This is a genomic window from Paraburkholderia sp. JHI869, assembly GCF_038900775.1.
In the GTDB taxonomy this organism is placed as follows: Bacteria; Pseudomonadota; Gammaproteobacteria; order Burkholderiales; family Burkholderiaceae; genus Paraburkholderia.
On record NZ_JAYMSC010000008.1, the window covers coordinates 191,225 to 216,296 of the forward strand.

General features: G+C 65.5%; 24 protein-coding genes. 7 read left to right on the forward strand and 17 right to left on the reverse strand.

Going from position 1 to position 25,072, the window contains the following annotated elements:
• Nucleotide 1 precedes the first annotated feature (1 nt).
• The 11 genes from VSR72_RS16510 to VSR72_RS16560 form a co-directional block, all read right to left on the reverse strand.
• Nucleotides 2-1,213 carry an ABC transporter substrate-binding protein gene (locus VSR72_RS16510; RefSeq protein WP_342953400.1) on the reverse strand — a complete coding sequence of 404 codons (1,212 nt, stop codon included), beginning with the start codon at nucleotides 1,211-1,213 and terminating at the stop codon, nucleotides 2-4.
• Nucleotides 1,214-1,298: 85 nt separating this feature from the next.
• On the reverse strand, nucleotides 1,299-2,534 hold the full coding sequence (locus VSR72_RS16515) for an ABC transporter substrate-binding protein (RefSeq protein WP_342953401.1): 1,236 nt from the start codon (nucleotides 2,532-2,534) through the stop codon (nucleotides 1,299-1,301).
• 322 nt (nucleotides 2,535-2,856) lie between these two features.
• Complete coding sequence (locus VSR72_RS16520) at nucleotides 2,857-4,296, reverse strand: DNA-binding protein (RefSeq protein WP_342953402.1); 1,440 nt, start codon at nucleotides 4,294-4,296, stop codon at nucleotides 2,857-2,859.
• Nucleotides 4,297-4,429: 133 nt separating this feature from the next.
• Nucleotides 4,430-4,660, reverse strand: coding sequence for a hypothetical protein (locus VSR72_RS16525; protein WP_342953403.1), 231 nt, complete (start codon nucleotides 4,658-4,660; stop codon nucleotides 4,430-4,432).
• A complete protein-coding gene (locus tag VSR72_RS16530) occupies nucleotides 4,657-4,890 on the reverse strand; it encodes a hypothetical protein (protein ID WP_342953404.1) in 234 nt (77 codons plus the stop codon). The genes VSR72_RS16525 and VSR72_RS16530 overlap by 4 nt, the downstream gene beginning before the upstream one ends.
• A 21-nt stretch (nucleotides 4,891-4,911) precedes the next feature.
• A complete protein-coding gene (locus VSR72_RS16535) occupies nucleotides 4,912-5,097 on the reverse strand; it encodes a hypothetical protein (RefSeq protein WP_342953405.1) in 186 nt (61 codons plus the stop codon).
• A 98-nt stretch (nucleotides 5,098-5,195) separates the two neighbouring features.
• Nucleotides 5,196-6,143, reverse strand: coding sequence for a chemotaxis protein (locus tag VSR72_RS16540; RefSeq protein WP_342953492.1), 948 nt, complete (start codon nucleotides 6,141-6,143; stop codon nucleotides 5,196-5,198).
• Between the two features lie 68 nt (nucleotides 6,144-6,211).
• Nucleotides 6,212-7,387: an EAL domain-containing protein gene (locus VSR72_RS16545; protein ID WP_342953406.1), complete on the reverse strand. Its 1,176-nt coding sequence runs from the start codon at nucleotides 7,385-7,387 to the stop codon at nucleotides 6,212-6,214.
• 302 nt (nucleotides 7,388-7,689) lie between these two features.
• Nucleotides 7,690-8,526 carry an IclR family transcriptional regulator gene (locus tag VSR72_RS16550; RefSeq protein WP_342953407.1) on the reverse strand — a complete coding sequence of 279 codons (837 nt, stop codon included), beginning with the start codon at nucleotides 8,524-8,526 and terminating at the stop codon, nucleotides 7,690-7,692.
• A 96-nt stretch (nucleotides 8,527-8,622) separates the two neighbouring features.
• On the reverse strand, nucleotides 8,623-9,966 hold the full coding sequence (locus VSR72_RS16555; RefSeq protein WP_342953408.1) for a CaiB/BaiF CoA-transferase family protein: 1,344 nt from the start codon (nucleotides 9,964-9,966) through the stop codon (nucleotides 8,623-8,625).
• Between the two features lie 61 nt (nucleotides 9,967-10,027).
• On the reverse strand, nucleotides 10,028-11,335 hold the full coding sequence (locus tag VSR72_RS16560) for an MFS transporter (protein WP_342953409.1): 1,308 nt from the start codon (nucleotides 11,333-11,335) through the stop codon (nucleotides 10,028-10,030).
• A 323-nt stretch (nucleotides 11,336-11,658) separates the two neighbouring features.
• Here VSR72_RS16560 and VSR72_RS16565 point away from each other — a divergent pair, with 323 nt between their 5' ends.
• Genes VSR72_RS16565 through VSR72_RS16575 form a run of 3 tightly spaced genes read left to right on the forward strand, consistent with a single transcriptional unit; the run spans nucleotide 11,659 to nucleotide 14,398 of the window.
• Nucleotides 11,659-12,129 carry a MaoC family dehydratase gene (locus VSR72_RS16565; RefSeq protein ID WP_342953410.1) on the forward strand — a complete coding sequence of 157 codons (471 nt, stop codon included), beginning with the start codon at nucleotides 11,659-11,661 and terminating at the stop codon, nucleotides 12,127-12,129.
• Nucleotides 12,130-12,189: 60 nt separating this feature from the next.
• The gene (locus tag VSR72_RS16570) at nucleotides 12,190-13,356 is read left to right on the forward strand and encodes an acyl-CoA dehydrogenase family protein (protein WP_342953411.1); all 1,167 of its coding nucleotides are present in this window, start codon (nucleotides 12,190-12,192) and stop codon (nucleotides 13,354-13,356) included.
• 13 nt (nucleotides 13,357-13,369) lie between these two features.
• Nucleotides 13,370-14,398: an acyl-CoA dehydrogenase family protein gene (locus VSR72_RS16575; protein ID WP_342953412.1), complete on the forward strand. Its 1,029-nt coding sequence runs from the start codon at nucleotides 13,370-13,372 to the stop codon at nucleotides 14,396-14,398.
• A gap of 19 nt (nucleotides 14,399-14,417) precedes the next feature.
• Here VSR72_RS16575 and VSR72_RS16580 read toward each other — a convergent pair whose 3' ends face one another.
• Genes VSR72_RS16580 through VSR72_RS16590 form a run of 3 tightly spaced genes read right to left on the reverse strand, consistent with a single transcriptional unit; the run spans nucleotide 14,418 to nucleotide 18,065 of the window.
• Nucleotides 14,418-15,659: a Zn-dependent hydrolase gene (locus tag VSR72_RS16580; RefSeq protein WP_342953413.1), complete on the reverse strand. Its 1,242-nt coding sequence runs from the start codon at nucleotides 15,657-15,659 to the stop codon at nucleotides 14,418-14,420.
• Nucleotides 15,656-16,831 (reverse strand): M20 aminoacylase family protein, encoded by a 1,176-nt coding sequence (locus VSR72_RS16585; protein ID WP_342953414.1) that lies wholly within the window; start codon nucleotides 16,829-16,831, stop codon nucleotides 15,656-15,658. Before VSR72_RS16585 ends, VSR72_RS16580 begins: the two co-directional genes overlap by 4 nt.
• Nucleotides 16,832-16,850: 19 nt before the next feature.
• A complete protein-coding gene (locus VSR72_RS16590; protein WP_342953415.1) occupies nucleotides 16,851-18,065 on the reverse strand; it encodes a diaminopropionate ammonia-lyase in 1,215 nt (404 codons plus the stop codon).
• Nucleotides 18,066-18,180: 115 nt separating this feature from the next.
• Here VSR72_RS16590 and VSR72_RS16595 point away from each other — a divergent pair, with 115 nt between their 5' ends.
• Both VSR72_RS16595 and VSR72_RS16600 read left to right on the forward strand, forming a co-directional pair.
• Nucleotides 18,181-18,660: an Lrp/AsnC family transcriptional regulator gene (locus VSR72_RS16595; RefSeq protein WP_342953416.1), complete on the forward strand. Its 480-nt coding sequence runs from the start codon at nucleotides 18,181-18,183 to the stop codon at nucleotides 18,658-18,660.
• A 119-nt stretch (nucleotides 18,661-18,779) separates the two neighbouring features.
• On the forward strand, nucleotides 18,780-19,541 hold the full coding sequence (locus tag VSR72_RS16600; protein ID WP_342953417.1) for an aldolase: 762 nt from the start codon (nucleotides 18,780-18,782) through the stop codon (nucleotides 19,539-19,541).
• A gap of 12 nt (nucleotides 19,542-19,553) precedes the next feature.
• On the opposite strand, the gene VSR72_RS16605 is transcribed toward VSR72_RS16600, so the two are convergent.
• Genes VSR72_RS16605 through VSR72_RS16615 form a run of 3 tightly spaced genes read right to left on the reverse strand, consistent with a single transcriptional unit; the run spans nucleotide 19,554 to nucleotide 22,338 of the window.
• Nucleotides 19,554-20,318 carry a crotonase/enoyl-CoA hydratase family protein gene (locus tag VSR72_RS16605; RefSeq protein WP_342953418.1) on the reverse strand — a complete coding sequence of 255 codons (765 nt, stop codon included), beginning with the start codon at nucleotides 20,316-20,318 and terminating at the stop codon, nucleotides 19,554-19,556.
• A gap of 12 nt (nucleotides 20,319-20,330) precedes the next feature.
• On the reverse strand, nucleotides 20,331-21,110 hold the full coding sequence (locus tag VSR72_RS16610) for an SDR family NAD(P)-dependent oxidoreductase (RefSeq protein WP_342953419.1): 780 nt from the start codon (nucleotides 21,108-21,110) through the stop codon (nucleotides 20,331-20,333).
• A 34-nt stretch (nucleotides 21,111-21,144) separates the two neighbouring features.
• The gene (locus VSR72_RS16615; RefSeq protein WP_342953420.1) at nucleotides 21,145-22,338 is read right to left on the reverse strand and encodes a thiolase family protein; all 1,194 of its coding nucleotides are present in this window, start codon (nucleotides 22,336-22,338) and stop codon (nucleotides 21,145-21,147) included.
• A 351-nt stretch (nucleotides 22,339-22,689) separates the two neighbouring features.
• Between VSR72_RS16615 and VSR72_RS16620 the strand changes: the two genes are divergently transcribed.
• Both VSR72_RS16620 and VSR72_RS16625 read left to right on the forward strand, forming a co-directional pair.
• Nucleotides 22,690-23,538 (forward strand): IclR family transcriptional regulator, encoded by an 849-nt coding sequence (locus VSR72_RS16620; protein ID WP_342953421.1) that lies wholly within the window; start codon nucleotides 22,690-22,692, stop codon nucleotides 23,536-23,538.
• Nucleotides 23,517-25,064, forward strand: a complete 1,548-nt coding sequence (locus VSR72_RS16625) for an acyl-CoA synthetase (protein WP_342953422.1) — start codon at nucleotides 23,517-23,519, stop codon at nucleotides 25,062-25,064. Before VSR72_RS16620 ends, VSR72_RS16625 begins: the two co-directional genes overlap by 22 nt.
• Nucleotides 25,065-25,072: the final 8 nt, after the last annotated feature.

Consider the following 25,072-nt stretch of genomic DNA (forward strand, 5'->3'; position numbering starts at 1 on the left):
ATTACCACGGCAGCGCTGGGTAGTTCAGCTTGCCCGTGGCGCGCTCCTTCGGCCACACGAGCACGATGCGATTGCCCTGGATCTGCGCCATGTTGTTCAGGAACGCGGGGTTGTCGCCGTTCGGCGCGAAGCTCACCTTGCCGATCAGCGTGTCGTGCGGCTTCGCGCGCAGTTCGGCGGCAATGCCGTCCTGCTTGAGCGTGCCGGCGTCTGCGGCGCGCGACATGGCGTCGAACAGCAGACGCGACTGCACGTAGGCAAATTCGGCCAGGTAGTCGGGTTCCTTGTGATACGCAGCCTGATACGCTTGCACGAATGCCCGGCCGTCGGCCGTGCCGAAGTCCGCGGGGTACGGCAGCATCGCGCAGCCGATCACGTTGTTCACGAGGTCGGGATAGTCGGCGGTCATCTTCGGCGTGACGATGGACCACGCGCCCATCACGGCTTTCAGTTGCGGGCGCAGCACCTTGGCCGCGCGCAGAATGCCGATATAGTCGTTCTCGTAAGCGATCATCAGCAGAACTTCGGGTTTGTCCTGCAAGCGCACCTTGTTCACGAGCGGCTTGAAGTCCGTCATCGCCGGGTCGAACGCGTGCACGGTCACCGTCACGCCCTGCGCGCGCAGTTGCGTGGAAACTTCGTTGCTGAGGTCGGTGGTGGCCTGCTTCGTCGAGGAGACAATCGAGACCGACTTCACGCCCATGGCGTTCAACTGCCCCACCACGGCTTTCGAGTAGCCCGATGCAGGCCCAATGCGGAAAAAGTGCTTGAGGCCGCGCGAAGTCATCGCGCTATCCACGGCTCCCGAGGTGATATAGACGATACCCGCCTTGTCGGCCGCTTCCGAAGCCGGGCTCACCGAATTGGAGCCGTAGCCGCCCGTAATGGCGAGCACGCCTTGCGAAGCGAGCTTCTCCACCGCCGAAACGGCCTTGGCGGGCTGCGCCTCGTCGTCGACCACGGTGAGCGCGACCTTGTGCTTGCCGCTGCCCTTGTTGAAGAGATCGGCGGCCAGGCGAATGCCTTCGAGCTGCGCGTTGCCGGCGCGCGCCATCGAGCCGGTGAGCGGCAGCTCCACGCCAACGGGCAGCGTGTCGGCAAATGCGGCAGGCGTATGGGCGAGCAGCGCGCAGGCGCTTGCGGCGCCTGCACCGATGCGAAAGAGCGCGCGCACGAGGGCGCGCGGCTTGCTGCGAGTAGCGAAGCGGTCCATCGAACCTCCAAACCTAAGTCTCGGTGATATGAAGCGGCGCTGTTCAAACGCAGCGCTCGCCTTGTTTCGTTGTTCTATGTTTTTCTTACCACGGCACGCCCGGATACACCGGCTTCGCCGTCGCGTAGTTCGTGGGCCATACGAGCGCGAGCTTGCCGTCGTGCGCGAACTGGCCCATGTGCGCCACGTAGTTCGTGTTGTCGCCGCGTGCGTCGAACGCCACCTTGCCGAGGAACGTGTCGTCGCGCTGGGTGGCGCGCAGCGTGTCGGCGAGACCGCCCTTGTCGAGCGTGCCCGCTTTCTGCGCGTTTGCGATCGCGTCGAAGAGCAGTTGCGCGTAGACGAACGATGTCTGCGACTGGTAGTTCGAGGTGGTCTTGAAGAGCCGCTGGTACGTATCGGAGAAGTCGCGCTGATCCGCCGAGCGGTAGTCGGCCGGCGAGGACAGCACGGTCGCGCCATACACGTTCGGCACGAGGTCGGGGAACGACTGCGCCATCTTCGGGCTCGCGAACGCCCACGGCGCCGCAATCGCCTTCAGGTCGGGCTTGAGCACGCGCGAGGCGCGCAGAATGCCCACGTAGTCGTTCTCGTAGCCGAGCATCGCCATGGCGTCGGGCTTGTCCTGCAGCTTGATCTTGTTGATGAGCGGCTTGAAGTCGCTGATCGAAGGATCGTAGGCATGCAGGTAGGTCTTCACGCCTTGCGCCTTGAGCGCCGTGTCGAGCTGTTTGGCAAGGTCGCTCGTCGCGTCCTTCGTCGAGTAGACGATCGCCACCGACTTCACGCCGAGCGTGTTGAAGAGGCCCACCATGCCCTTCGTGTAGCCGGGTGTGTTGCTCACGCGAAAGAAGTTCTTCAGGCCTCGCGTGACCATGTCGTCGCTGGTGCCGCCGGAGGTCACGTAGACGAGTCCGGCCTTGCTCGCGGCCTCCGAAGCCGGGCCGGCGCAGTTCGAATTGGCCGCGCCCGCAATCGCCACCACGTGCTGCGAGGCGAGCTGCTCGACGGCGGCAACGGCTTTGGCCGGGTTCGATTCGTCGTCCACGGCCACGAGCGTGATCTTGTCCTGCGGATGGCGCCGGTTGTAGATGTCGGCCGCCACCTGAATGCCGCGATACATCTCGGTGCCCGCCTGCGCGAGCGCGCCGGTGAGCGGCAATTCCACGCCCACGCGCCATTCGGTGGCGTGCGCGAGCGACGGCGCAAGTGCGATGGCGAGCGCCGCCGCCAGCGCGCCGCGCAGGCTCGTCGGCGCGGGCCGCCCGTGTGCGGGTTTGCCGATGCTCGCGTGCTGCGCGCGGCTCTTGAGTCGCGTCATGTCTCCTCCTTTGCCCTCGGGGGCTTTTGTGTGCTTGGAGTATTGCTGCGCGGCGGCCGCTTGATTCGCCTGAGTCGCTTGAGCCCGCCACTGGACAGGTGCCAGTGTGGTTCAGGCGCGCGAGGCCAACAATTCGTTTTCGGGAAAGCGGGCGTTCGGCTGGCTGGAAGTCGGCATTTGTCCCGATGCCGGGGCGCTTGCAGCCTGAGGCCCGAGAAAGGGCAGGCGAAAAAAAACCGCTGCTCTCAGGCAGCGGTCTTTGGGGAACGGCTCGGCGCACCGCACACGCGATGCGCCATCGAGCGTGCGGTCTACGGTGCGATCACGCCGTCGCGCTTTCAGTGCTCAGCTTCGAGACCATGCCGGTCTTGGCGTCGTAGGCATAGCCCTGTTGCTCGAGATGAGCGCTGACCGCTTCGACGACGACTTGCTGCTGGGCTTCCTTGCGCAGCAGGTCGTGCTCCGGCACGACCTGGCCCAGTTCGGCGGCGAGGCGGCGGCTCAGCGAGGCTTCGCCGGCGCTGCGGGCAAGACCCACGATCGCCTTTTCGTTGGCCTGGGCCAGTTGCTGCTTCAGGCCGTTCGCGTACTCGGACCAGCGCTTGATGTTCTCGCGCGCATCGGTGATCGCGGCGGCGTGCGTGGCCGTTTCGCGGGCAAGCTGGGCCTTCAGCGCCTCGACTTCTTCCGGATCGGCGGCTGCGGGCTGAACTTCGGCTGCGCCCTCGGCGGCTTCGCTCGTCGCCGCGGGGTGGGCGTATTCGCCCAGATCGGCGATTTCGTTCGCGCGCTGCAGCGCGGCGTCCGCGCGCTCCTGCGCTTCGGTCAAACTAGCCGAGAGACGAGCGATCTCGGAAGCATCGGCCGTGCGCTCGTCGCTCAGGCTGGCGAGCTGCTGCTGGGCGTTTTGCAGTTCCGTTGCGGCGGCGTCGCGCTCGGCTTGCGCACCGGCGACCTGCTCGCGCTGGGCCGCGTGGGCTTCCTGCTCGGCTTCCAGCGCCGCACGAATCGCTTCCAGTTCGCCTTCGAGCTTCGCGACAGCTTCCGCATGTGCCGCTTCCAGTGCGGCGCGCTCCCCTTCGTTGCTTTCAGTCGAAGCAGTCGCCTCGGCCTGCTCGCTCGTCTCTGCGGCAGTGGCTTCGGCGGCGGCTGCGGCTTCTGCGGCCTGGCTAGCGTGCGCTTCGCGCTCGGCGGCCAGTTCTGCGACCGCGCGCTCCAGTTCTGCCTCGAGAGCCGAAACGCGCTCCGCCAGTTCCTTGGCACGCTTCTCCGCTGCGTCGGCGCGCTGCATCGCGCTCGCGATGTCTTCTTCCAGACCCGACCCGGCATCTTCCTTCGTCTCGAAGGCGCGCGTCATCTTGTCCAGCTGGACTTGCAGGGCGTCGAGTTCCTGAACCGTGGTTTGCAGCTCCTCGAGCGCGTTGTCGCGCTCGTTGCTGGCGTCCTCGACACGCTCGCGCATCGACTGCAGGCGGCGCGCCACCGCGCGCTCGGCCTCGTCCTGCGCCGAGTTCCACAGCTTGTCGAGCGCGTCGCGCATCGAGTCGGTCACGGTTTCCGGCAAAGCCGGGCGTTCCACGACCTGCTGCATGCGCGGCGCACGCTCTTCGCGCCATTTGCGCAGCGACGCAGCCACTGCGACCACCGAGCCGGTGTGAACTTCGGACCAGATGGCCATGGGAGAAACCTTCTGGCCCTCGTCGGCCATCCGTTCTGCGATTTCCGCAACCAGTTCGTCCGTGATCGTAATGCTGCTTGACATATCTGCCTCGAGAAAGTGCGAGCCCACCCCGCGTTTCTAGAGATTGTCGGCCAACCACCCCACGGTTAATCGATGGAAAAGCCGGGTTTATGGGGAGGTGTTCATGGAATTGCGCCCGACGGCGCGCCTCGCTTCAAACCGCCGCCGCGGCCCAGGCCCGCGCCATGCCGGGCGCAGCGCCCAGCGCGCCGTAAGCCGCGCGAGCCCCCTGAGGCCCTTGCCCCGCGCCCACGCGGAAGAACGACACCAGTTCCTTCAGGTTGGAGGCCTGCGCCGCCATGGACTGCGCGGCGGCGGCGGCTTCCTCGACGAGCGCCGCGTTCTGCTGCGTCACCTCGTCCATCTGCGTGACGGCCCGGTTCACCTGCTCGATGCCCTTGTGCCGCTCGGACGTACGAAGTCGTCGGCGGGACGGCCGACGGCGATCGCGTGAGCCTCGCCCTGGTTCGCGCCCGACATGGCGGCATCGAGCATCGCCTTGTCCGACTGCTGATAAGCCGTCCACTTCGCCTCGATCGTGCGCGCAAACTCGCCTTCCTCGGGCGAGGAAATCAGCTTCGTGTAGCGCGCATAAGCCTTTTCGTAGCCCTGCACCGCCGCGTCGTGCTGCTGCTTTTACGCCTGCATTGCAGCGGGTGAAGATTCCAGAATGACAAGCAGCGACAAACGCTGGACGTTGCTGACGGCGCCGCGCACGTCGCCCAGACCTTCGATGCTTGGCAGCCAGTTGTCGGCGAGGTCGGCCGCGCTCTGGTACACCTCGCCGATCTGCCAAAGCGAAATCCCGCCCAGCGCGCACATCAGGAAGAGGGAGAGTCCGAAGCCAGCGCGCGACGCGCGCCGATTTTCAGGTTGGTCATCATGGTGTTGCTCTTTCGAAGATGCTTCTGTGGCCTGGGTCAGGCGGCCAGCGCCTTGCGGATCGCCGCAGAAAGCTCCGCCGGCGCAAATTTGGACACGTAACCGTTCGCGCCCGCGTTGCGCGCGTGCGCCTCATTGGCGCTGCCCGAAAGCGACGAGTGAATCAGCACGGGAAGGTGCTTCAGGCGCTGGTCCGCCTTGATCTTGCGCGTGAGCATGAAGCCGTCCATCTCGGGCATTTCGAGGTCGGTGATCACGAGCGAAACCTTGTCGCGAATCGGAATGCCCTCGCTCTGCGCATCGGTGGCCATCTGCTGGAGGATCTCCCACGCGGCCTGCCCGTTGTGGGCAATCACGTGCGGCACTTCGAGCGCAGTCAGCGCCTGACCGATCAGCGCGCGGGCGAAACCCGAGTCGTCGGCGGCGAGAATGCGGCCGCCCGCGAGGCGCACGGCTTCGCCCACGGCGTCAGCGCCCACTTCGGTATGCTGCTCGGGGAAGGCGTCACGCATGATCTGCTCGACGTCGAGCAATTGCGCGAGGCGCGCGTTCTCGGTGCCCGGATTGATGCGCGCCACCCCCGTCACATAGCCCGTGGTGCCGCTCGACTCCGCGCTCAGCACCTCGCTCCACTCGAGCCGGACGATGTCCTCCACTTCCTCCACGGCGAACGCCTGTGTGCCGCGCGAAAACTCGGTCACGAGCAGAATGCCGGGCGGCTTTTCCGTTACGGAGCCGATCATCGACCCGATATCGATCACCGGAATGATCTGGCCGCGAATATCCACCGCGCCGGCCAGATGCTCTGGCGAGCCCGCAATGGGCGTGAGCTCAGGCATGGTCGCGATTTCGCGAATCTTGAAGACGTTGATGCCATAAAGGCCGCGTACCGCGCCCTTGCGCGCCGAGCCCAGGCGAAAGAGGAGCAGTTCGAGCCGGTTGTTGCTCGTCAGAGTGGTACGCTCATCCACACTATGCTGCTGCATTGATTTCAATTGGTACTCCGTAATGTTCTGTCGCGAAAAGGCATGGTGAAGCGGGAATGATGCTGGTCTTAGGCGAATGAAGGAGACAGGACGTGTTCGCGTTGTTCGCTTTGCTCGACAAGCGCCAGCACCTCGCCGAGCACGCCGCTGCGATCCACGAGCGCGGCGAGCACGTCGCCGGCGAGCGGCAAGCCCTGCCAGAACGCGCGAGCGCTGACACCGTGGGCCACGTGCAGCAACGAGAGCGACCCGGTGAGGACGGCGCGCAACGCCAGTGGCCGGTCTTCGGGCCAGATGCGCTCGACCTCGTCGCGCATCCAGTGCGCGCGCTGCAACGCCAGTTGCGCGAGCGGGTCGTCGCCCACGGGAAGCTGGTCGGAGTACATCAGCACGCCGCACCACTGGAGCAGGCGCTCGGTGCCCACGAACATGAGCGCCGCGTCGATCGACCCCAGACTGCTCTTGAATGCGAGACCCATCGCGCCACTCGAGGCGAGCCGCAGCAGTTGCGCGAGCAACGCTGGCGCGCTCAGGAGCGCGTCCGCAAGCTGACGGTACGGCGCGCTGTTCATCAGCAGTTCCATCACCGCGAGCACCGCGTTGAAGTACGGCGGCGTGGCGCGTACCGCGAACACTTCCGGACGCACGAAGTAGTAGCCCTGGAAAAGCTGGCACCCGGCCGCGCGCGATACCTCGTATTCCCTCGCATCCTCGATCTTTTCGGCGAGCACGCACAGGCCTTGCGCCGCCAGCTCGCGCGCCATGGGCGTGCGCTGCGGCGGGTCGATTTCGAGCCAGTCCAGCTTGACGATATCGACCACGGCGAGCATCTGGCGGATCATCGGCGTGAGCGCCTGCACGTCGTCGAGCGCGAGCCGGAAGCCGCGCTCGCGCAGGCGTTTGCACAACGCGTAGAGCGCCGGTCCCGGCTTGCACGTTTCGTGGATCTCGAGCACGAAGCGCTCGGGCGGAAGAAGATCAATGGCCTGCGACTGCAAAAACTCCGTGGTGCAGTTCAAGTAACAGTCCTTGCCCGACGAGATGGCGTCGAAGCCCACGCCGCCGAGCGCCCGCTCCACGACAGCAACGGTGCTGGCCACCGCGTCCTTGATCAGCGCAAACTGCGCGTCGCCGTCGCGGAACAGCAGTTCGTAGCCGGCGAGCCGGCCCTTGATATCGGTAATCGGTTGGCGCGCCACCCGTGCGGCGCGCGACGACGCCTTGTCCATCAGCAATCCGCCCATTCATTCTCCTGTGCGGCTGCTTCCGCGTGACACCTGAGCTTTCCCCTACTAACGGCCCATGCGCGACGAGCTTGAGTCGGTTTACACGTTTATCTTGTGTTTATCTGATTAACCGGAAAGTTAATTTCGAACCTTACGGATACCGTGTTTGACTGAAGGGCGGCGGAAAGAAACGTCAACGGTTGTAAGTGACAGATCGAATGGGAAAAGAAGGGAATTGCTTCGGCATCCGAAACAAATATTTGATTAGACAAATGGCTGCCTGTTGATTAGGCAGCCAGAGTGGGGTTACGCGAACCGGGTTATGCCGCCGGCTTTGAAAGCGCCAATGCACTGGGCCCCGCATACCCCAGCAGTGCCGACACTTCCGCCGCGCCGCGCGCGATCAGCGTCTTGAAGCGCTCCATGCCCGGCACGCCGCGGCTGACGGGCGTACCCATGACGAGCGCCGCGATCACCGCGCCCGACTCGTCGCGTATCGGCGCGGCGAAGCCCACCACGTCGGCGGAACTCTGCTCGACCGTAGCGGCCACGCCGGACTCGGCCACTTCCTTGAGGAGCGTCTTCAGCTCGCGTTTTTGCGTGCGCGTGGCAGGCGTGTGGGCGCGCAACTCGGCCGTGCGGAAATACTCCGTTTGCTGCGCCTCGCTCATCGCGGCCAGCAGCACGCGGCCACCCGAAGAGGAAAACAACTCGCGGCGCTCGCCTATGCCCGCAATGAAGCGGATCGCGCTGCGGCTCTCCGCCGACATCACGTAGACCATGGAAGGCCGGTCGCTCGCGAGCTGACCGATCAGGATCGTTTCGCCCGCCTCGAGCGCGAGGCGTTCCATCACCGGGCGCGCAATCTCGGGAAAGCGCCGCTGCGCGACGATGGCCGCGCCAAGCTTGAATGCTTCTACGCCGAGCGCGTACTTGCCGCCGACATGCGTGAGATAGTGCGCGTGCGTGAGCGCGCGCAGCAACGCGAGGAGGCTCGTCTTCGGCGTGGCGCTCAAGTCCGCGAGCTCGGTGAGCGTCGCGCCTTGCGGATGGTCGGCGAGAATGCGCAGCACCTGCACGATGCGCGTAGTCGCCCGCGGTCCAGGCGACGCGGTGGATTCGGTGCCAGGATCACGGTCTTCGGGGTGGTGCGCCATGGATCGATTGAGGGTTGAACGGTGCGAAAAATTATACATGTCGCTCGGCTCTCGAAAGGGAAGCGAACCGGCCGCAACGAGGCAGCCGCTTCGCACTCAAACGGTCTCTTCGTGCTCCCCTCGCGGGAGCACCTTCGCGCTTGCGCCGATCGCGCCGATCGCACACAACGCGTCGATGCGCGCGGCATCGAGCCCGACCAGACCGTCGAGCAGCGCGCGTGTATGCTCGCCGAGCAGGGGCGGCGGCACGTCGTATTGCACGGGCGTAGCCGACAACCGCAGCGGACTCGCCACGCTCGGCGACGTGCCCGCGAGCGGATGCGCAATGCGTCGCACCGTCTCACGCGCGCGCGCGTGCTCGGAGCCGAACGCCTGCGCCACGTCGTTGATCGGGCCGCACGGCACGCCGCACGCCTCGAGCGCGTCGATCCACGCATCGCGCGTGCGCGTGCGGAACGCCTTTTCGAGCACCGGCAGCAGCAGCGCGCGATTCACGCTGCGCGCGCTGTTGGTGGCGAAGCGCGGGTCCGCCGCGAGTTCGTGCAGATCCATCGCGCCGCACAGCGAGCGGAACTGGCTGTCGTTGCCGCACGCGAGAATGAGATGACCGTCGCTGGCCGCAAAGGTCTGGTACGGCACGACGTTGGGATGCGCATTGCCCAGGCGCCGCGGCACCTCGCCCGTGCAGAGATAGTTCATCGACTGGTTCGCGAGCATCGCCAGCTGGCAGTCGAGCAGCGCAATGTCGATGTGCTGACCAAGGCCGCTGCGCTGCCGCTCGATCACGGCCGCGAGCACCCCGGTTGTCGCGTACATGCCGGCCATGAGGTCCGTGACCGCCACGCCGACTTTTTGCGGACCGCCGCCGGGCGTCTCGTCGGGCTCGCCCGTCACGCTCATGAGGCCGCCCATGCCCTGAATGAGGAAGTCGTATCCGGCACGGTGCGCAAGCGGCCCGCTCTGGCCGAACCCCGTGACCGAGCAGTAGATGAGCGCGGGATTGAGCGCCGCGAGGCTTTCGTAATCAAGCCCATACTTCTTCAGGCCGCCAACCTTGAAGTTCTCCACCAGCACGTCGCACTGACGCGCAAGTTCGCGGATCAGCGCGGCGCCTTCGGGTGCGGCGATATCCACCGCCATCGAAAGCTTGCCGCGATTCGCACACTGGTAATACGCGCTCTCGACCGTGTCTCGGCCCGCTTCGTCACGCAGGTAGGGTGGCCCCCAGGAGCGCGTTTCGTCACCGGGACCCGGCCGTTCGATCTTGATCACCTGCGCGCCGAGATCGGCAAGATTCTGCGTGCACCACGGCCCTGCCAGCACGCGGGAAAGATCGAGCACCCGGATGCCTTCCAGCGGGCGGCCGCGTTTTTGTTGTGCCTGCTGTGACTGCGCTTGCGTTGACTGCGATGCCGATGCTTCTTTCGTCTGCTGCTGCATGTGGAATGACCTCTGCCTGGATTGCGGAACGACACCTTCATGCGCGGCGCGCGCGCTTTGCTCATTCGAGCGGCTTGCCCACCGTTTCGGGCATGCGCCAGTAAGCGACAAGACTCACGGCCGCGCCCGCGCACACGTAGACGAGAAACCAGCCTTCGCGCTGCTGCGATTGCAACCATGTCATGAGATACGGTGTCGTGCCGCCGAGCAACGCGACCACGAGGTTGTACGCCGCGCCAATGCCGATGCCGCGCACCGCCGTCGAAAACAGCTCGGCCATGATCGCGGGCGCGATGGCCGAATACAGCCCATAAGTCAGCAGGCCGAAGCATTCGACGAGCAGCATCGACGTGATACTCGGCCCGATCGAGCGCACCACCGGATAGAGGAACACGAGGTAGGCCGTCGCGAACACCATCAACTGCGGACGCCGCCCGAAACGATCCGACAACGCGCCGAAAAACGGCTGCGCGAGCATGAAGATGGCAATGCTCAGCGTGCTCGCAAGAAACGCGTCGGCCGGCGTGGCGCCTGCGTGGCGGATCGCATAGATCGGCATGAAGCTGATGAAGAGATAGAAGCTGAACGCACCCAACACGCTAATGCCCACGAGGCGCAGCACCGCCGTGCGATGTTGCGTCCACGTCCACCACAGCGAGCGGCGCTCGATGCGGCCCGAGCGGCGCAGTTGCTCGAACGCGTGCGTTTCGCCCACGTTGCGGCGCATCCAGAAACCCGCGAGCGAGCCGCAGCCGCCAATGAAGAAGGGAATGCGCCAGCCCCACGCCACGAGCGCTTCCTTCGACATCACGTTCGTCATCACACTGGCAAGCCCGGATGCGAGCAGCAGGCCCGCCGCGATGCTGAAGAACAGGAAGCTGCCATACAGGCCGCGACGCTTCGCGGGCGCCGATTCCGCGAGGAACGTGGTAGCCGCGCCGTACTCGCCGCCGACCGAGAGGCCCTGCACCATGCGCAGCACCGTCATGAGCACGGGCGCGAGCACGCCGATCGTCGAGTAGGTGGGCAGCACGGAAATCAGCAGTGAGGAGCCGGCCATCATCATGATGGTGAGCGTGAGCGCGGCGCGGCGCCCGAAGCGGTCGGAGAAGCCGCCGATCACCCAGCCGCCCAGCGGCCGCATGAAGAAGCCCACGGCGAACACGGCAAAGGTCGCGAGTAGCGACGCGGTGTCGTTCTCGGCGGGAAAGAACTGCTTGCCGAAGTAGATCGCGAAGGTCGTGTACACCGACCAGTCGAACCACTCCACCACGTTGCCGACGCTGCCGGCGAATATGACGCTGGCCGTGCGCCGCGGCGCCGCTTCGGCCGCCGCGCCTGCCTGCACGATCTCGGGGTTGGCGTTCATCCAGCTTGTCTCCTTGATTCCTGTTTTCCGGTTTATTCGAATCGTTCAGGCAAATCGTTCAGGCTGCTGGGCCGGCGGAGCCGGTCTCGGGTTCCGAATGTAGCACCGCATTCCGAATGTCGAACCGAGGTTGTGCCTGGCGTATACCCTCGAATGGTCGAAATATTAACGATTTCTTCTTTATAAACAATAACCTATTGGTATACCCCGGTTGGACAGTGCTGTTCCGATATTCGAACTGTGTTGCCGATATCGAAACACGATTCTAGAATCGGAACACGATACCGGCGCAGCGCGCCATCCAACACCGGAGGAAGACAGGAATGACGACACACGAGGACGCCCAACTGCTCGGACGCGGGTTCTACTGGCAGGAGTTGCAAGCGGGTCAGCGCTTTCGCACGTTCAGGCGCACGGTCACGGAAACCGACCTGGTCAATTTCATTTCGACCACCGGCATGCTGGAGGCGATCTTCATCGACGCGCATTTCGAACACGGCGCCATGAGCGGGCGCCCGGTGCCCGGCGCGCTAACGAGCGGCCTGATCGAAGGCTTGCTGTTCCAGACGATGGTGCAGGGCACGGGGCTCGCCATGCTCGAGTTCTCGATGAAGGCGCACGCGCCGGTCCTCGTCAACGACACGATCTACGGCGTGGTGGAAGTCGAGGAAGTGAAGCCCACTTCCAAACATAATCGCGCCGTGGTCACGAGCCGGGTGGAAGTGCTCAATCAGCGCGACGAACTCGTGCTTTCGTACACGGTCAAGCGCATGCTCGCCGGCCGCCCCGAATGAGCGCGCAAGCGCCTGATCACTTCGCACTGCCAGGAACTGCACTGTAAAGCGCAGCACGCTATGACCGACCCATTCTCACTCAGAACGATCCCCCCTGAAGACGAAGCCTTGCGCGCGCCGGTGCGCGCATTCCTCACTGAAGCGCTCAAAGGCGTGCCGCCCGCCGTGCGTGCGCGTTCGTGGCTCGGCTTCGACGCCACCTTCAGCCGCCAGCTCGCGGCGCAAGGCTGGCTAGGCCTCACGCTGCCGCGCGAATATGGCGGCGGCGGGCGCAGTCCGTTCGCGCGCTTCGTCCTCGTGGAAGAATTGCTTGCGGCGGGCGCCCCGGTTTCCGCCCACTGGATCGCCGACCGCCAAAGCGGCCCGCTCATCGCACGCTACGGCACCGAGGAGCAGAAGACGTTCTATTTGCCGCGCATCTGCAAGGCCGAGGCGTTCTTCTGCATCGGCATGAGCGAGCCAAACGCGGGCTCGGACCTCGCGAGCGTGCGCACGCGCGCCGAGCGCACGGCCAACGGCTGGCGCCTCTCGGGCCGCAAGATCTGGACGACCAACGCGCCACACTCGCACTTCATGATCGCGCTCGTGCGCACTTCGGGCACGCCCGAGGACCGCCATCGCGGGCTTTCGCAACTGATCGTCGACCTTTCGCTTCCAGGCGTGCATGTCGCGCCGATCCGCGACCTCACCGGCGACGCGCATTTCTCCGAAGTCACCTTCGACGACGTCGAATTGCCCGAGAACGCGCTGATCGGTAGCGAAGGCGCGGGCTGGGAACAGGTCACCGCCGAGCTGGCGTTCGAGCGCAGCGGCCCCGAGCGCATCTATTCGAGCATCGTGTTGCTCGAAGAATGGGCGCATACCTTACGCGAAGCCACGCGCGCGTCACACGCGCCGGTTGGCGAGAGCGAGCGCCGCACGCTCGGCGCGTTCGTCACCGAACTCGCCACGTTGAGGGCGATGTCCGTGGCCGTCACGGGCGCGCTCGCCGACGGCGCGAGCCCCGCCACGCAGGCCGCCCTCGTGAAGGACCTCGGCACGAGCTTCGAGCAGAGCGTACCGACGCTGATCGGCGACGCGCTCGGCGCGCATCCGCAGCAGGCCGTGGCACGCGAACTCGCGGATACGCTCGACTACGTGACGAAGATCGCGCCGTCGTACTCGCTGCGCGGCGGCACGCGCGAGATCCTGCGCGGCATGATCGCGCGCGGCCTCGGGCTGCGCTAAACGAACGACGAACATGGAGAAGAACACCATGGATGACATGCTCACCGAATCGGCGCACAACGTTCTCGCGCGTCACTGCACGCCGCAATTCGTGCGCTCCGTGGAAGCGGCGCGCGATCGCAACGCGGGTCGCGCCCTGTGGGACCAGCTCGATGCGCTCGGCTTTCTCGACGCGCTCGTGCCAGAGGAAAAAGGCGGTTCGGGTATGCGCCTCGCCGCCACGGCGGGCGCGTTGTTCGAATTCGGCGCGCATGCGCTGCCGCTGCCCGCCGCGCACACCATGATCGCGCGCGAGTTGCTCGCACGCGCGGGCGTCGAAGCCCCGCGCGGTCCCATCGCCATCGCGCTTGGCAATGCCTCGCGGCACGGCGCGGCGTTCGTGCCTTACGGACTCGTTGCCGACACGTTGATCGTCGAAACCACCGATGGCGCGAGCCTCGTCCCGCTCGTGAGCGCCGAGCTGCGCGCTCACGGCGACAGTCTCGACGCCACACTCACTTACCCCGCGCACGCGGCACGCGCGCTGCCCGCAACCGTGCGTGGCGTGGGAGAACTCGGCGCGCTCGTCACGGCCGCAACGATGGCGGGCGGCATGCAGCGCGTGTTCGACATGACGCTCGGCTACGTGAACGAGCGCCAGCAGTTCGGCCGCTCGCTCGGCAAGTTCCAGGCCGTGCAGCAGCAAATGAGCGTCATGGCCGAGCATGTGGCCGCCACGCGCGTCGCAGCGCAGTTGGGCTGCGCGGGGCACCACACGTCGGAGCAGCGCATCGCGGCGGCCATTGCGAAGGCGCGCGCAAGCCGCGCCGCGCCGCTGGTGGCGAACGGCGCACACGCGCTAGTGGGCGCAATGGGCATTACCGCCGAGTTCGATCTTCAGCTATATACGAGACGGTTGCATGCGCAACGTCTTCAATACGGATCGGAGTCGTTCTGGGACGATGTGGTCGGCACACACGCCATTGACCATTGGAGCAATGTAGCCGCGGGGGTCATCGGCATTTACGATGCGCTCGACGAGGCCGCCGCGGTCGGAACGTAGTCGCGCGCCACTGCGGGCGTCATGCCGTGCCAACACGCTCCAGAACCACATCCAGCAGCACGAGCGTGCCGTCGATGAGCTGATCGTCGTCCGTGTGCTCGCGCGGATTGTGGCTGATGCCGCCGCGGCTCGGCACGAAGATCATCGCGGCCGGCGCGATGCGCGCAATCATCTGGGCGTCATGGCCCGCGCCCGAGGTCATGCGCCGGTTCGAGAAGCCCCGGCGTTCGGCCGCGGTCTCGATGGCGCGCGCGAGCGCCGCGTCGAATACCACCGGTTCGAAACGCACGAGACGCTCCGTTTCTATCTTCACGCCTTCCTTGCGAGCGACCTCCACGAGAAATTCGGCAAGGCGGCGCTCGGCGTCCTGCAAGCGCCGCTCGTCGGGGTCGCGTAGGTCCACGGTGAAAACCGCCCTGCGGGGAATCACGTTGATGACGTTCGGCTCGATGTTGAGCATGCCGATGGTGGCGAGCGTCGTGCCGCTTTCCACCGCGAGCGAGCGCAGAAACGTCGCAACCGCCGCGGCCACCCATCCCGCGTCGTGACGCAGATGCGTGGGCGTCGTGCCCGCGTGATTGGCGTTGCCTTGTACGGTAATGCGCTGCCACGAGATGCCTTGCAGATTCTCGACCACGCCAATGCGCACGTTTTCCGCTTCGAGAATCGGGCCCTGTTCGATATGCAATTCGAAATATTCGTGCGGCACGATCGCGCCCGGTTCCATCCCGCCCGCGTAGCCGATGCGGGCCAGTTCGTCGCCGAGACGCGTTCCGTCGATGCCGCGCGCGTCGAGCGCCTTTTCTACGCCTAAGCCGCCGGCGTAAACGAGCGAGCCCATCATGTCGGGCTGATAGCGCACGCCCTCCTCGTTCGTGAACGCGCCCACGGTAATGGACCGGCCCGGCTTCACGCCCGCTTCGCGAAACGCGCGCACCACTGCGAGTCCGGCGAGCACACCATAACAGCCGTCGAGCGCGCCCGCGTTGCGTACTGTGTCGATGTGCGAGCCCATCATCAGCGGGCGTTGCGAGCCAGTGTCGTCGCCTGCGTGCAGTGTGCCGAACACATTGCCGATGCGGTCGATGCACACGTCGAGATCGAGCTCGCGCATCCACGCGACCACGCGGTCGCGGCCGGCCTTTTCGTCGTCGGTGAGCGCGATGCGCGTGCGCCCGCCCGCTTGCACGTCGGCGCCAATCTCACCGAGTTCGCGCAGTTGCCGAAGCAGCACTTCGCCGTTCAGTTTCAGCGTAGTCATCCTTTGTCGGTCCCGAGCGGCAACGCCAGGCGTGCGACTTCCGCAAAGTAGCGAGCGCCGGTCATCAGGATATCGTCGTTGAAATCGTAGCTGGCGTTGTGCAGCGGAATGCCGCCACGCTCCGGCGCGTCGCCGTTGCCGATGAAGATGAAATTGCCGGGCACGACCTGCAAAAACGCGCCGAAGTCCTCGGAGACCATCATCGGCTGTACGTTGGCGTCCACCGCGGCGTCTCCCGCCACATTGCGCGCCGCATTCGCAGCGAGTTCGACGTACTGCTCCGAATTGACCGTTGGCGCGAACTCGTGCGTGTACTCGAAGCTGCACTCGGCGCCGTGCGTTTGGCAAATGCCGACGCTGACTTCGCGCATGCGGGTTTCGAGCAGCCTTTGCACTGCCTTCGAATAGCTGCGCGTGTCGCCTTTGATGATCACGTTCGACGGAATGACATTGCGAATGCCGTCGGTGATGAACTCCGTGCAGGAGATCACGGCTTGCAGGCTCGGGTCGAGATTGCGCGAGACGATCGTTTGCAGCGCGAGCACGATTTGCGCGGCGATGACGATGGGGTCCGCGCCCATGTGAGGCCGCGCCGCATGCGTGCCACGGCCTTTGATATGGATGACGAAGTTATCCTCGCTCGCCATGATGCCGCCCGCACGCGTGGCGAACGAGCCGGCGGGCATGCCAGGCATATTGTGCGCGCCGAAGATCGCATCGACGGGGAACCGTTCGAACAAGCCGTCCGCCATCATCGCCTTGGCCCCGCGACCGTGCTCCTCGGCTGGCTGGAAGATGAAACGCACCGTGCCGTCGAAATCGCGCCGCTCGGCGAGCAGGCGCGCCGCGCCGAGGACCATCGACATATGGCCGTCGTGACCGCACGCGTGCATTTTTCCCGCGTTCAACGAGGCATGGGCGCGGCCCGGCGCCTGCTCCGCAATGTTGAGCGCGTCCATGTCGGCGCGCACGCCGATCACACGCTTGCCGTTACCCGCGGTGAGGTTCGCCACGAGCCCCGTGCCGCCTATGCCGCGATGCACTTCGAGGCCCAGTGTCGTCAGAATATTCGCCACGTAGTCCGAAGTGACGATCTCCTCGAAGCCAGTTTCGGGACGTTGATGCAAATGCTGTCGCCAGCTCTTGAGTTGGCCTTGCAGTGTGCTTTCCATGAGGTTGTCCTCGTTCTGGTTATTGCGTGACCTGGCTCAGCCAGGCGTCGCGATGCGCCGCCACGGTTTGTGCCGACCTGCCGACAAGCTCCGTATACACGCCGGGCGCTGTGGCGCCCTCGGTGCTGATCAGCAGCACGCGGGAGCCAGCGTCGAGCCCCGCTGCGCGCGCGAGATCGGGATCGCGCATGAGTTTCACGAGGCCGGCGAGACCCGCCGCGCCCGACTCGCCCGATACGATGGGCACGTCGCCATCCGCGCCGGTGGCGAGGCTGCGCATCGCCGCTACGGCGTCCGCGTCGTCGATCAGCATGAAATCGTCTACGCACTGTTCAAGTATCTTCCACGCGAGCGGCGACGTCTCCCCGCACGCAAGGCCCGCCATCACGGAGTCGACCGACCCGGTGGCTTTCGCTGCGCGGCCAGCAATGGCGCTTTGATACAGGCAGTCGGCCTGACGCGGTTCGACCACGATAAAGCGCGGACGCGCAGCGCCGTGATGCTCCCACAGGTAGCTCGCCACGCCGGCTGCAAGACCACCCACGCCGCCCTGAAGAACCACATGCGTCCACGCATCGCCGGACTGTTCGATCACTTCCGCCGCGATGGTGCCGTAGCCTTGCATGACGTCGCGCGGGATCGCTTCGTAGCCGTCGTAAGAGGTATCGGAGACGACGTGCCAGCCGTTCGTCTTCGCAAGCTGCGCCGCATGCTCGACCGACTCGTCATAGTTTCCAGCGATTCGAACGATGCGCGCACCGTACTCCGCAATCGCCGCTTCGCGTTCCGCGCTGACGTTCGCATGCAGAACGATCACGCAGTGGCAGCCAATCGAGCGCGCTGCCGCGGCGAGCGCTTTGCCGTGATTGCCATCGGTCGCGCTGATGACCGTGAGGTTCGTGACCATCTCGCCGTAGCGGCCCTCGATCAGCTTGCGAGGGTCGATGTCTTGCAGGGGCCACAGGCGCATGATGAGGCGCATCAGCGCGATGGGTGCGCCCAGCGCCTTGAAGCTTCCAAGAGGAGAACGAAACGATTCGTCCTTGAGGCCGATGCGGGCTACGCCCAACTGCGCGGCCGCTCCGCCCAGGTCCCACAACGGCGTGGGCTCCGGGCTGATCAGTTCCCAACCGGCGAGCCAGGCCCGGCTTTCGTCGCCCGACTTCACGTTCAGGATGGTCCCGAGCGTTTCCGGGTAGGCATGGCGCGTGGCGCGGGGGTTGGCGATCAGCATGGGTTGGGCTCCGGTGAACTTGCGATGTCGAAATGATATTGCGCAGCCGCCGCGAAAAAGTCTCATAATGCGCCCACATCACGCAAAAAAATCTCGACTTTCAGGATCCGCGTATATGGCGACACATCTCGACTCCTTCGACCGCAAGCTCCTGAACGAGGTCCAGCGCGACGCCCAGATTCCTCAGAACGAACTCGGCGCTCGCGTGAACCTCTCTACGGCGGCGGTGAACCGGCGTCTGCGCCGTCTCGCCGACGAAGGCGTGATCGACCATTACGCGGCAATCGTCTCGCCCGAGAAGGTCGATCATCCCATCACGATCGTCGCGACGGTCGAAGTCGAAAGCGAGCAGATCGATCTGCTCGACACCATGAAGCGCACGTTTGCGCGCTGCCCGCAAATTCAGCAGTGCTACTACGTGGCGGGCGAGTGGGATTTCGTGCTCATACTCGCGGTGCGCAATATGGACCAGTACACGGAACTCACGCGCGAGCTGTTCTTCTCGAACAACAACGTGAAGCGGTTCAAGACGCTGGTGAGCATGAGCCGCGTGAAGGTGGGGCTAGAAGTGCCGCTCGCGCTGGACGGCGAATGAGGAACGCGGGTTGCGGCGCGAAAAACAATCGGCAAGCTGGGGCTTTCCAATAATTTTTATCGCGCGCGTATGGCACCATGCCTTGCAACGCGGACGTTTGGAAAAAGGAGCCACGACACATGAGCAACGCAGTGCTTCATGCTGGAACCATTGAAGGCGACGAGTTCTTCCACCAGCCGGAAATCGCGACGCTGCGAGCCGACCTCGCGCTCGCGCTGCGCGCCGCCGCGCATTTCGGGCTGGGCGAAGGCGTGTGCAATCACTTCAGCGTCGCGCTTCCCGGCGAAGACGGCCTCTTTCTGCTGAACCCGCGCGGCCTGATGTGGAGCGAGGTCATGGCGGACGATATCGTGATTGTCGACGCCCAGGGGCACGTGATGGCCGGCCGCCATGCCGTGGAGCCGACCGCGATGTTCATTCACGCCGCCATTCACGCGATCGCAAAGAAGGCTTGTGTGCTGCATACCCACATGCCGTACGCCACCGCCCTCACCCTCACGGAAGACTGCGGGCTCGATACGACCTTGTCGCAGAACGCCATGCGCTACCACGGCCGCGTTGCGCTGGACCGCGAGTACAACGGCCTCGCGCTCGGCCCTGAGGAAGGCGAGCGCATTGCGCATGCGCTCGCCGGCAGGGATATCGGCTTCCTCGGCAACCACGGCGTGGTGGTGTGCGGCGAACGTATCGACTACGCGTTCGACGACCTCTATTACCTGGAGCGCGCCTGCGCCGCGCAGGTACTCGCGGGCTCGACCGGCCGCGCGCTGCGGCCCGTGGCGGCCGATCTCGCGCAGCGGGTGGCCGACCAGATTCAGGGCGAGCGATTGCAGTCGGAGCTGTTCTTCGCGGCGCTGCGAAGAACGCTCACGCACGCCTGACGAAAGGGCCGCCTATTTCCCCTGCCAAACCGCCTTGCGCTTCTCCGCAAACGCCGCTGCGCCCTCGCGCGCGTCGGCGGAAGCGAACACTGGGTCTGTGATCTCGCGCTGACGCGCGAACATCTCCGCACTGGGCCAATCGCGCGACTCACGCATCACGCGCTTGCTCGCGGCCACCGCGAGCGGCCCGTTCGCCACGATCTTCTGCGCGAGTTCGAGCGCGCCAGCCAGCGCTTCGCCCGGCGCGGCGAGCCGGTTCACGAGGCCGAACTCGTACGCCCGCTGCGCACCGAACATGTCGCCGATCAGCACGAGTTCCATTGCGATGCGTTCCGGCAACTGCTGTTGCAGACGCAACAATCCGCCAGCCGCCGCGCACAGGCCGCGCTTCACTTCGGGCAGTCCGAATTGCGCGTTGTTTGCGGCTACGACAAGGTCGCTCGCCAGCACGACTTCGAAACCGCCCGCCAGCGCATAGCCTTCCACCGCGGCAATGAGCGGCTTGCGCGGAGGCGCTTGCGTGATCCCCGCAAAGCCTCGGCCCGGCAGGCTCGGCCGTTCGCCCTTGAGAAAGCCCTTGAGGTCCATGCCCGCGCAAAACGTGCCGCCCGCGCCTGTGACGATGGCAAGCCGCAGGTCGTCGCGCTGTTCCAGTTCGTCGAGCGCGGCGGCTATCGCTTCGGCCACCGCCTTCGTGCAGGCATTGCGCGCCTCGGGACGGTTGATCGTGAGGATCTGGATGCCGTCGCGGTACTCGATCAGCAATTCGTCGCTCATGGTCGGCCTCACTCAGCGCGGCTGCATGCGAATCGCGCCGTCAAGGCGAATGGTCTCGCCGTTGAGCATCGGATTCTCGAGAATGTGCAGCGCGAGCGCGGCGAATTCGTCAGACTCACCCAGGCGCGGCGGGAACGGCACCATGCGGCCAAGCGAATCGCGAATCTCTTCGGGCAGGCGCGCGAGCAGCGGCGTATCGAACAGGCCCGGCGCGATCGTGCACACGCGTATGCCTTTGCTCGCCAAGTCGCGCGCGGCCACGAGCGTCATACCCACAACGCCCGCCTTCGACGACGCATACGGCACCTGCCCGATCTGCCCTTCGTACGCCGCCACCGAAGCCGTGAGCACGCACGCGCCGCGCTCGCCGCCGGCGTCGGGTTCATTGCGCGCCATTGCCGCCGCCGCGAGGCGCAGCGCGTTGAAGGTGCCGAAGAGATTCACGCGCACCACGTTTTCATAGGCTTCGAGCGAGCCCGGCGAACCGTCCTTTTCGATCAGGCGCACCGCACCGCCACGCCCCGCGCAATGCACGAGCGAGCGCAGCGTGCCGCGCTTCGTCGCGGCTTCGAACACGGCGGTCATGTCGTCTGCGCTCGTCACGTCGGCGGGCACGAAGCTCGCGTTTGCGCCGAGTTCATCGGCCACGGCCGCGCCACGCGAGCTGGCGAGGTCGGCGATCACGACCTGCGCGCCTTTTGCCAGCAAGCGCTTCGCGCTCGCGAGACCCAGCCCCGATGCGCCGCCCGTCACCACTGCCACCGTACCCGCGAATTTGTTCTGCTCGTCCATGCGTCGTTTCTCCTTCGTTGTTCGTCGTTGCGCTTTAGAGGCGTTCAATGAGGGTCGCGTTGGCCATGCCGCCGGCCTCGCACATCGTCTGCAAGCCGTAGCGGCCGCCGCTCAGTTCGAGCGCGTTGAGCATCGTGGTCATGAGGCGCGCACCCGAGGCGCCGAGCGGATGCCCCAGCGCAATCGCGCCGCCCGCCGGGTTCAGCCGCGCCGCGTCCGCACCCAGCGCCTTCTGCCAGGCGAGCGGCACGGCGGCGAATGCCTCATTCACTTCGAAGTGCGAAATATTGTCGACGGTGAGGCCGCATTTCTTCAACAGACGCTGCGTGGCGGGAATCGGGGCGGTCAGCATCATGAGCGGATCGTCGCCGCAAACGTCGAAGGCCACGATGCGCGCGCGCGGCTTCAGCCCCAGCTTCGCCGCCTTCTGCTCGCTCATGATGAGCAGTGCCGAGGCGCCGTCCGAGATTTGCGAGGCGTTGCCCGCCGTCACGTTCCAGCGGATGCCCGGAAAGCGCTCCGCGAGTTCGGCGCTCTCGAACGAGGGCGCGAGGCCCGCGAGCCGTTCGACCGTGGTGCCGGCGCGGATCGTTTCGTCGAGGTCCACGCGGCGCACGCCTTCGGGGCCCGGCACATCGATCGACACGATCTCGCGCGCGAACTGACCCGCGGCGCGCGCGGCGTCGGCGCGGCGGTGCGACTCCGCCGAATACGCGTCGAGCGCCTCGCGCGTGAGCGCCCACTTCTGCGCCACGAGGTCGGCGCTCACGCCCTGGCCAACCATGCCTTCGGGATAGCGCGCATGGTAGCGCGCGCCATACGGATCGCGGCCGATGCGCGACGACCCCATCGGCACGCGGCTCATCGACTCCACGCCGCCGGCCACGACGATCTCGTTCACGCCCGCCATGATCGCCTGCGCGGCGAAATGGACGGCCTGCTGGCTCGAACCGCACTTGCGCTCGATGGTGGTGGAAGGCACGTGCTGCGGGAAACCCGCCGCGAGCCACGCAAGGCGGCCAGGCGTCGAGGCCTGCTCGCCCACCTGGCTTACGCAACCGATCATCACGTCGTCCACGCTGCCGGGGTCGAGGTCGTTGCGCTCGATTAATTGCTGGAGGACCTGCGAGAGCAGATCTACAGGATGAAGGTCGACGAAAGCGCCGCCTGCCTTGGTCCGGCCCATTGGGCTGCGCACTGCGTCGACGATTACCGCGCGGTTGGTCATGGTTCTCTCAACGGTTGGAGTGTCAGGAAAAATGAATCTCTCGACTCAAAATACACCTCCATGACTCACTATTTCAATAGTGGTAAACATATTTCGGTACTTTAGGATCATTTTTATTGATTTCTCGTTCATGATCCGCAACACTATTTGCACAGCTTGACCCCGAGAGATCAAAAAAGGAGACATCAACGCGCGGCTACGAGCGGCGCGGCATCGCGAAGGCGAAAAAATGAGCCAGGCGTCTTAAAAAATTGTTCCGGTGGGCAGCGCGAAGCTAGAATCCGGGGTTTGCCGCGAGCCGAGCCACACTGGCACGACGCGCCGCGCCCTTACCCCGACGAAGGACCCGACATGAACGATCAGGCCAACTCCCGCACCGACGACGTCGCCGACGCGCAGCTCGTGAGCGCGCTCGCGCGCGGCATCCGGATCCTGCAGTGCTTCTCGATGGGAGACGCCGAGCTTTCGGCGCGCGATCTGGTCGAGCGCACGGGGCTGCCCAAACCCACGGCGCTGCGGCTCATCAACACGCTCGCGGAGTTCGGCCTGCTGCGCTATTCGGAGCGCATTTCGAAGTATGTGCTCGGCACGGAGATGCTGAGCCTCGCCGCCCCGGCGCTCGGCCGCATGACGATCCGCCAGATCGCGCGGCCGATGATGCAGGAGCTGGCCGACTACTGCCACGGCCAGGTGACGCTTGCAGTGGGCTACCGCCTGAACATGGCGTATGCCGAAGTGATTCAGGGCGAAGGCAGCGCGGTATATCGCTCGGAAACGGGCACGCGGCTCTCGCTTTCGCGCACGGCTTCGGGCCGCGCGTATCTGTGGACCGTACCCGGCGAGGAGCGCGAGCAGTACCTGCAGGAAACGCTGGCGCGCGACCCGGCGAAGGGCGAGTTGCTTGCGCAGCGTCTTGCACAAGCGCAGCAGGAATTGCGCGCGCACGGCTGCACGGTCTCGCATGGCGACATGCAGCGCGAGATTCATTCGGTGGCGATTCCGTTGTCCGCCCCGATCGACGACGAGTATTGGGTTTTTAGCTGTTCGATTGCAGTTTTCAACATCAGCGGCAACCAGCTGACCGACGACATCGCCCCACGGCTGATGTCGCTCGTCAGGCGCGTGGAGGCAGCGCTCGGCAGCATGACTGGGGCCGCGCATGACATGGAGACGAGACCGTGGAGCGTGTCCGCGAACTAGCTGTTGCAGCACCCACGCGGGAAGCCCTGTGCTTCCCCGCACTCAACGAAGTCATCACCTACTCGGAGCTGAACGAACGCGCGGACCGCATCGCGCATTGGCTCCTCGGCTTAGGCCTTCAACCCGGCGACGGCATTGCGCTGCTGTTCGAGAATCACCCGGCGCTCGCGGTTATCGCCATCGGCGCCGAGCGCGCCGGCCTCTACTACACCCCCATCAGCATCCAGTTGAAAACACGCGAGGCCGCGCACGTCCTGACGGACTGCGGCGCGCGCGTGCTGATCGCTTCGCAGGCCATGCACGAACTCGCTGCGACGCTCGTGGCCGAGGGCGCGGCGCAGGGCGTTGCCTGCTTCGTTACAGGCGCTTCTGAAACGCTGCCCGGCTTCGCCTCGCTCGAAGCGTCGCTCGCCAATGTCGATGCGAGCGCGCCGTTGCCGCCCTTGCCGCGCGGACGCGACTTCCTCTATTCGTCGGGCACGACCGGCCTGCCCAAAGGCATTCGCAAACCGCTCGTGCCGTTCGACGAGCGCGATGGCGACGACACCGAAACGGCGGCCTGGCGCAAGACCTTCGGCTTCGACGCCGACTCCGTCTACCTGAGCACGGCGCCGCTCTACCACGCCGCACCGCTGCGCTACCTCATGCGCATGCTGCACACGGGCGGCCGCGCCGTCGTGCTGCAAAAGTTCGACGCCGAAGCGGCGCTCGACGCCATCGCGCGCTACCGCGTCACCCACAGCCAGTGGGTGCCGACGATGTTCATCCGCCTGCTGAACCTGCCCGGGACTACGCGCGCGCAATACGACGTGAGCAGCCTGCGCGTGGCGATTCACGCCGCAGCGCCCTGCCCGCCGCATATCAAGGAGCAGATGATCGCGTGGTTCGGCCCGGTGATCTACGAGTACTACGCGGGCTCCGAAAGCGTAGGCCTCACGGCGATCAACTCGGACGAATGGCTCGCGCATCGCGGCTCGGTGGGACGTTCGAAATATGGACAGATCCATATCATCGATGATGAGGATCACGAACTGCCTGTGGGCGAGATTGGCCGCGTGTTCTTCGAAGGCGGTCCCTCGTTCGAATACCACAACGATCCGGTGAAGACGCGCAGCGTCTACAACCGCCACGGCTGGGCGACCTACGGCGACATCGGCCATGTCGATGCAGACGGCTATTTGTATCTGAGCGACCGGCGCGTCGACCTCATCATCAGCGGCGGCGTGAACGTGTATCCGCAGGAGATCGAGAACGTGCTCGCCGAGCATCCCGCCGTGGCCGATGCCGCCGTGATCGGCGTACCGCATCCCGAATTCGGCGAAGCCGTGAAAGCGGTCGTGCAACCGCGCGAGCGCGACACCGCGAGCCCGCAGCTCGCCGAGGAGCTGATTGCGTTCTGCCGCGAGCGCCTTTCGCATATCAAGGTGCCGCGCTCTATCGAATTCGAGGAGGCCCTGCCGCGACACGACAACGGCAAGCTGCTGCGTCGCATTCTCAAGGAGCGCTACCGCCAGTCGGCAGCCTGATACGGATA

Bases quoted from the DNA above. Each gene is read 5' to 3' on its own strand.
- VSR72_RS16590 (WP_342953415.1), bottom strand. From the start codon at position 18,065: ATGCTGATCGCCAACCCCCGCGCCACGCGCCATGCCTACCCGGAAACG.
- VSR72_RS16565 (WP_342953410.1), top strand. From the start codon at position 11,659: ATGACGACACACGAGGACGCCCAACTGCTCGGACGCGGGTTCTACTGG.
- VSR72_RS16535 (WP_342953405.1), bottom strand. From the start codon at position 5,097: ATGTGCGCGCTGGGCGGGATTTCGCTTTGGCAGATCGGCGAGGTGTAC.
- VSR72_RS16615 (WP_342953420.1), bottom strand. From the start codon at position 22,338: ATGACCAACCGCGCGGTAATCGTCGACGCAGTGCGCAGCCCAATGGGC.
- VSR72_RS16610 (WP_342953419.1), bottom strand. From the start codon at position 21,110: ATGGACGAGCAGAACAAATTCGCGGGTACGGTGGCAGTGGTGACGGGC.
- VSR72_RS16620 (WP_342953421.1), top strand. From the start codon at position 22,690: ATGAACGATCAGGCCAACTCCCGCACCGACGACGTCGCCGACGCGCAG.
- VSR72_RS16575 (WP_342953412.1), top strand. From the start codon at position 13,370: ATGGAGAAGAACACCATGGATGACATGCTCACCGAATCGGCGCACAAC.
- VSR72_RS16560 (WP_342953409.1), bottom strand. From the start codon at position 11,335: ATGAACGCCAACCCCGAGATCGTGCAGGCAGGCGCGGCGGCCGAAGCG.
- VSR72_RS16520 (WP_342953402.1), bottom strand. From the start codon at position 4,296: ATGTCAAGCAGCATTACGATCACGGACGAACTGGTTGCGGAAATCGCA.
- VSR72_RS16510 (WP_342953400.1), bottom strand. From the start codon at position 1,213: ATGGACCGCTTCGCTACTCGCAGCAAGCCGCGCGCCCTCGTGCGCGCG.
- VSR72_RS16555 (WP_342953408.1), bottom strand. From the start codon at position 9,966: ATGCAGCAGCAGACGAAAGAAGCATCGGCATCGCAGTCAACGCAAGCG.
- VSR72_RS16580 (WP_342953413.1), bottom strand. From the start codon at position 15,659: ATGACTACGCTGAAACTGAACGGCGAAGTGCTGCTTCGGCAACTGCGC.
- VSR72_RS16515 (WP_342953401.1), bottom strand. From the start codon at position 2,534: ATGACGCGACTCAAGAGCCGCGCGCAGCACGCGAGCATCGGCAAACCC.
- VSR72_RS16550 (WP_342953407.1), bottom strand. From the start codon at position 8,526: ATGGCGCACCACCCCGAAGACCGTGATCCTGGCACCGAATCCACCGCG.
- VSR72_RS16540 (WP_342953492.1), bottom strand. From the start codon at position 6,143: ATGCAGCAGCATAGTGTGGATGAGCGTACCACTCTGACGAGCAACAAC.
- VSR72_RS16605 (WP_342953418.1), bottom strand. From the start codon at position 20,318: ATGAGCGACGAATTGCTGATCGAGTACCGCGACGGCATCCAGATCCTC.
- VSR72_RS16595 (WP_342953416.1), top strand. From the start codon at position 18,181: ATGGCGACACATCTCGACTCCTTCGACCGCAAGCTCCTGAACGAGGTC.
- VSR72_RS16570 (WP_342953411.1), top strand. From the start codon at position 12,190: ATGACCGACCCATTCTCACTCAGAACGATCCCCCCTGAAGACGAAGCC.
- VSR72_RS16585 (WP_342953414.1), bottom strand. From the start codon at position 16,831: ATGGAAAGCACACTGCAAGGCCAACTCAAGAGCTGGCGACAGCATTTG.
- VSR72_RS16545 (WP_342953406.1), bottom strand. From the start codon at position 7,387: ATGGGCGGATTGCTGATGGACAAGGCGTCGTCGCGCGCCGCACGGGTG.
- VSR72_RS16600 (WP_342953417.1), top strand. From the start codon at position 18,780: ATGAGCAACGCAGTGCTTCATGCTGGAACCATTGAAGGCGACGAGTTC.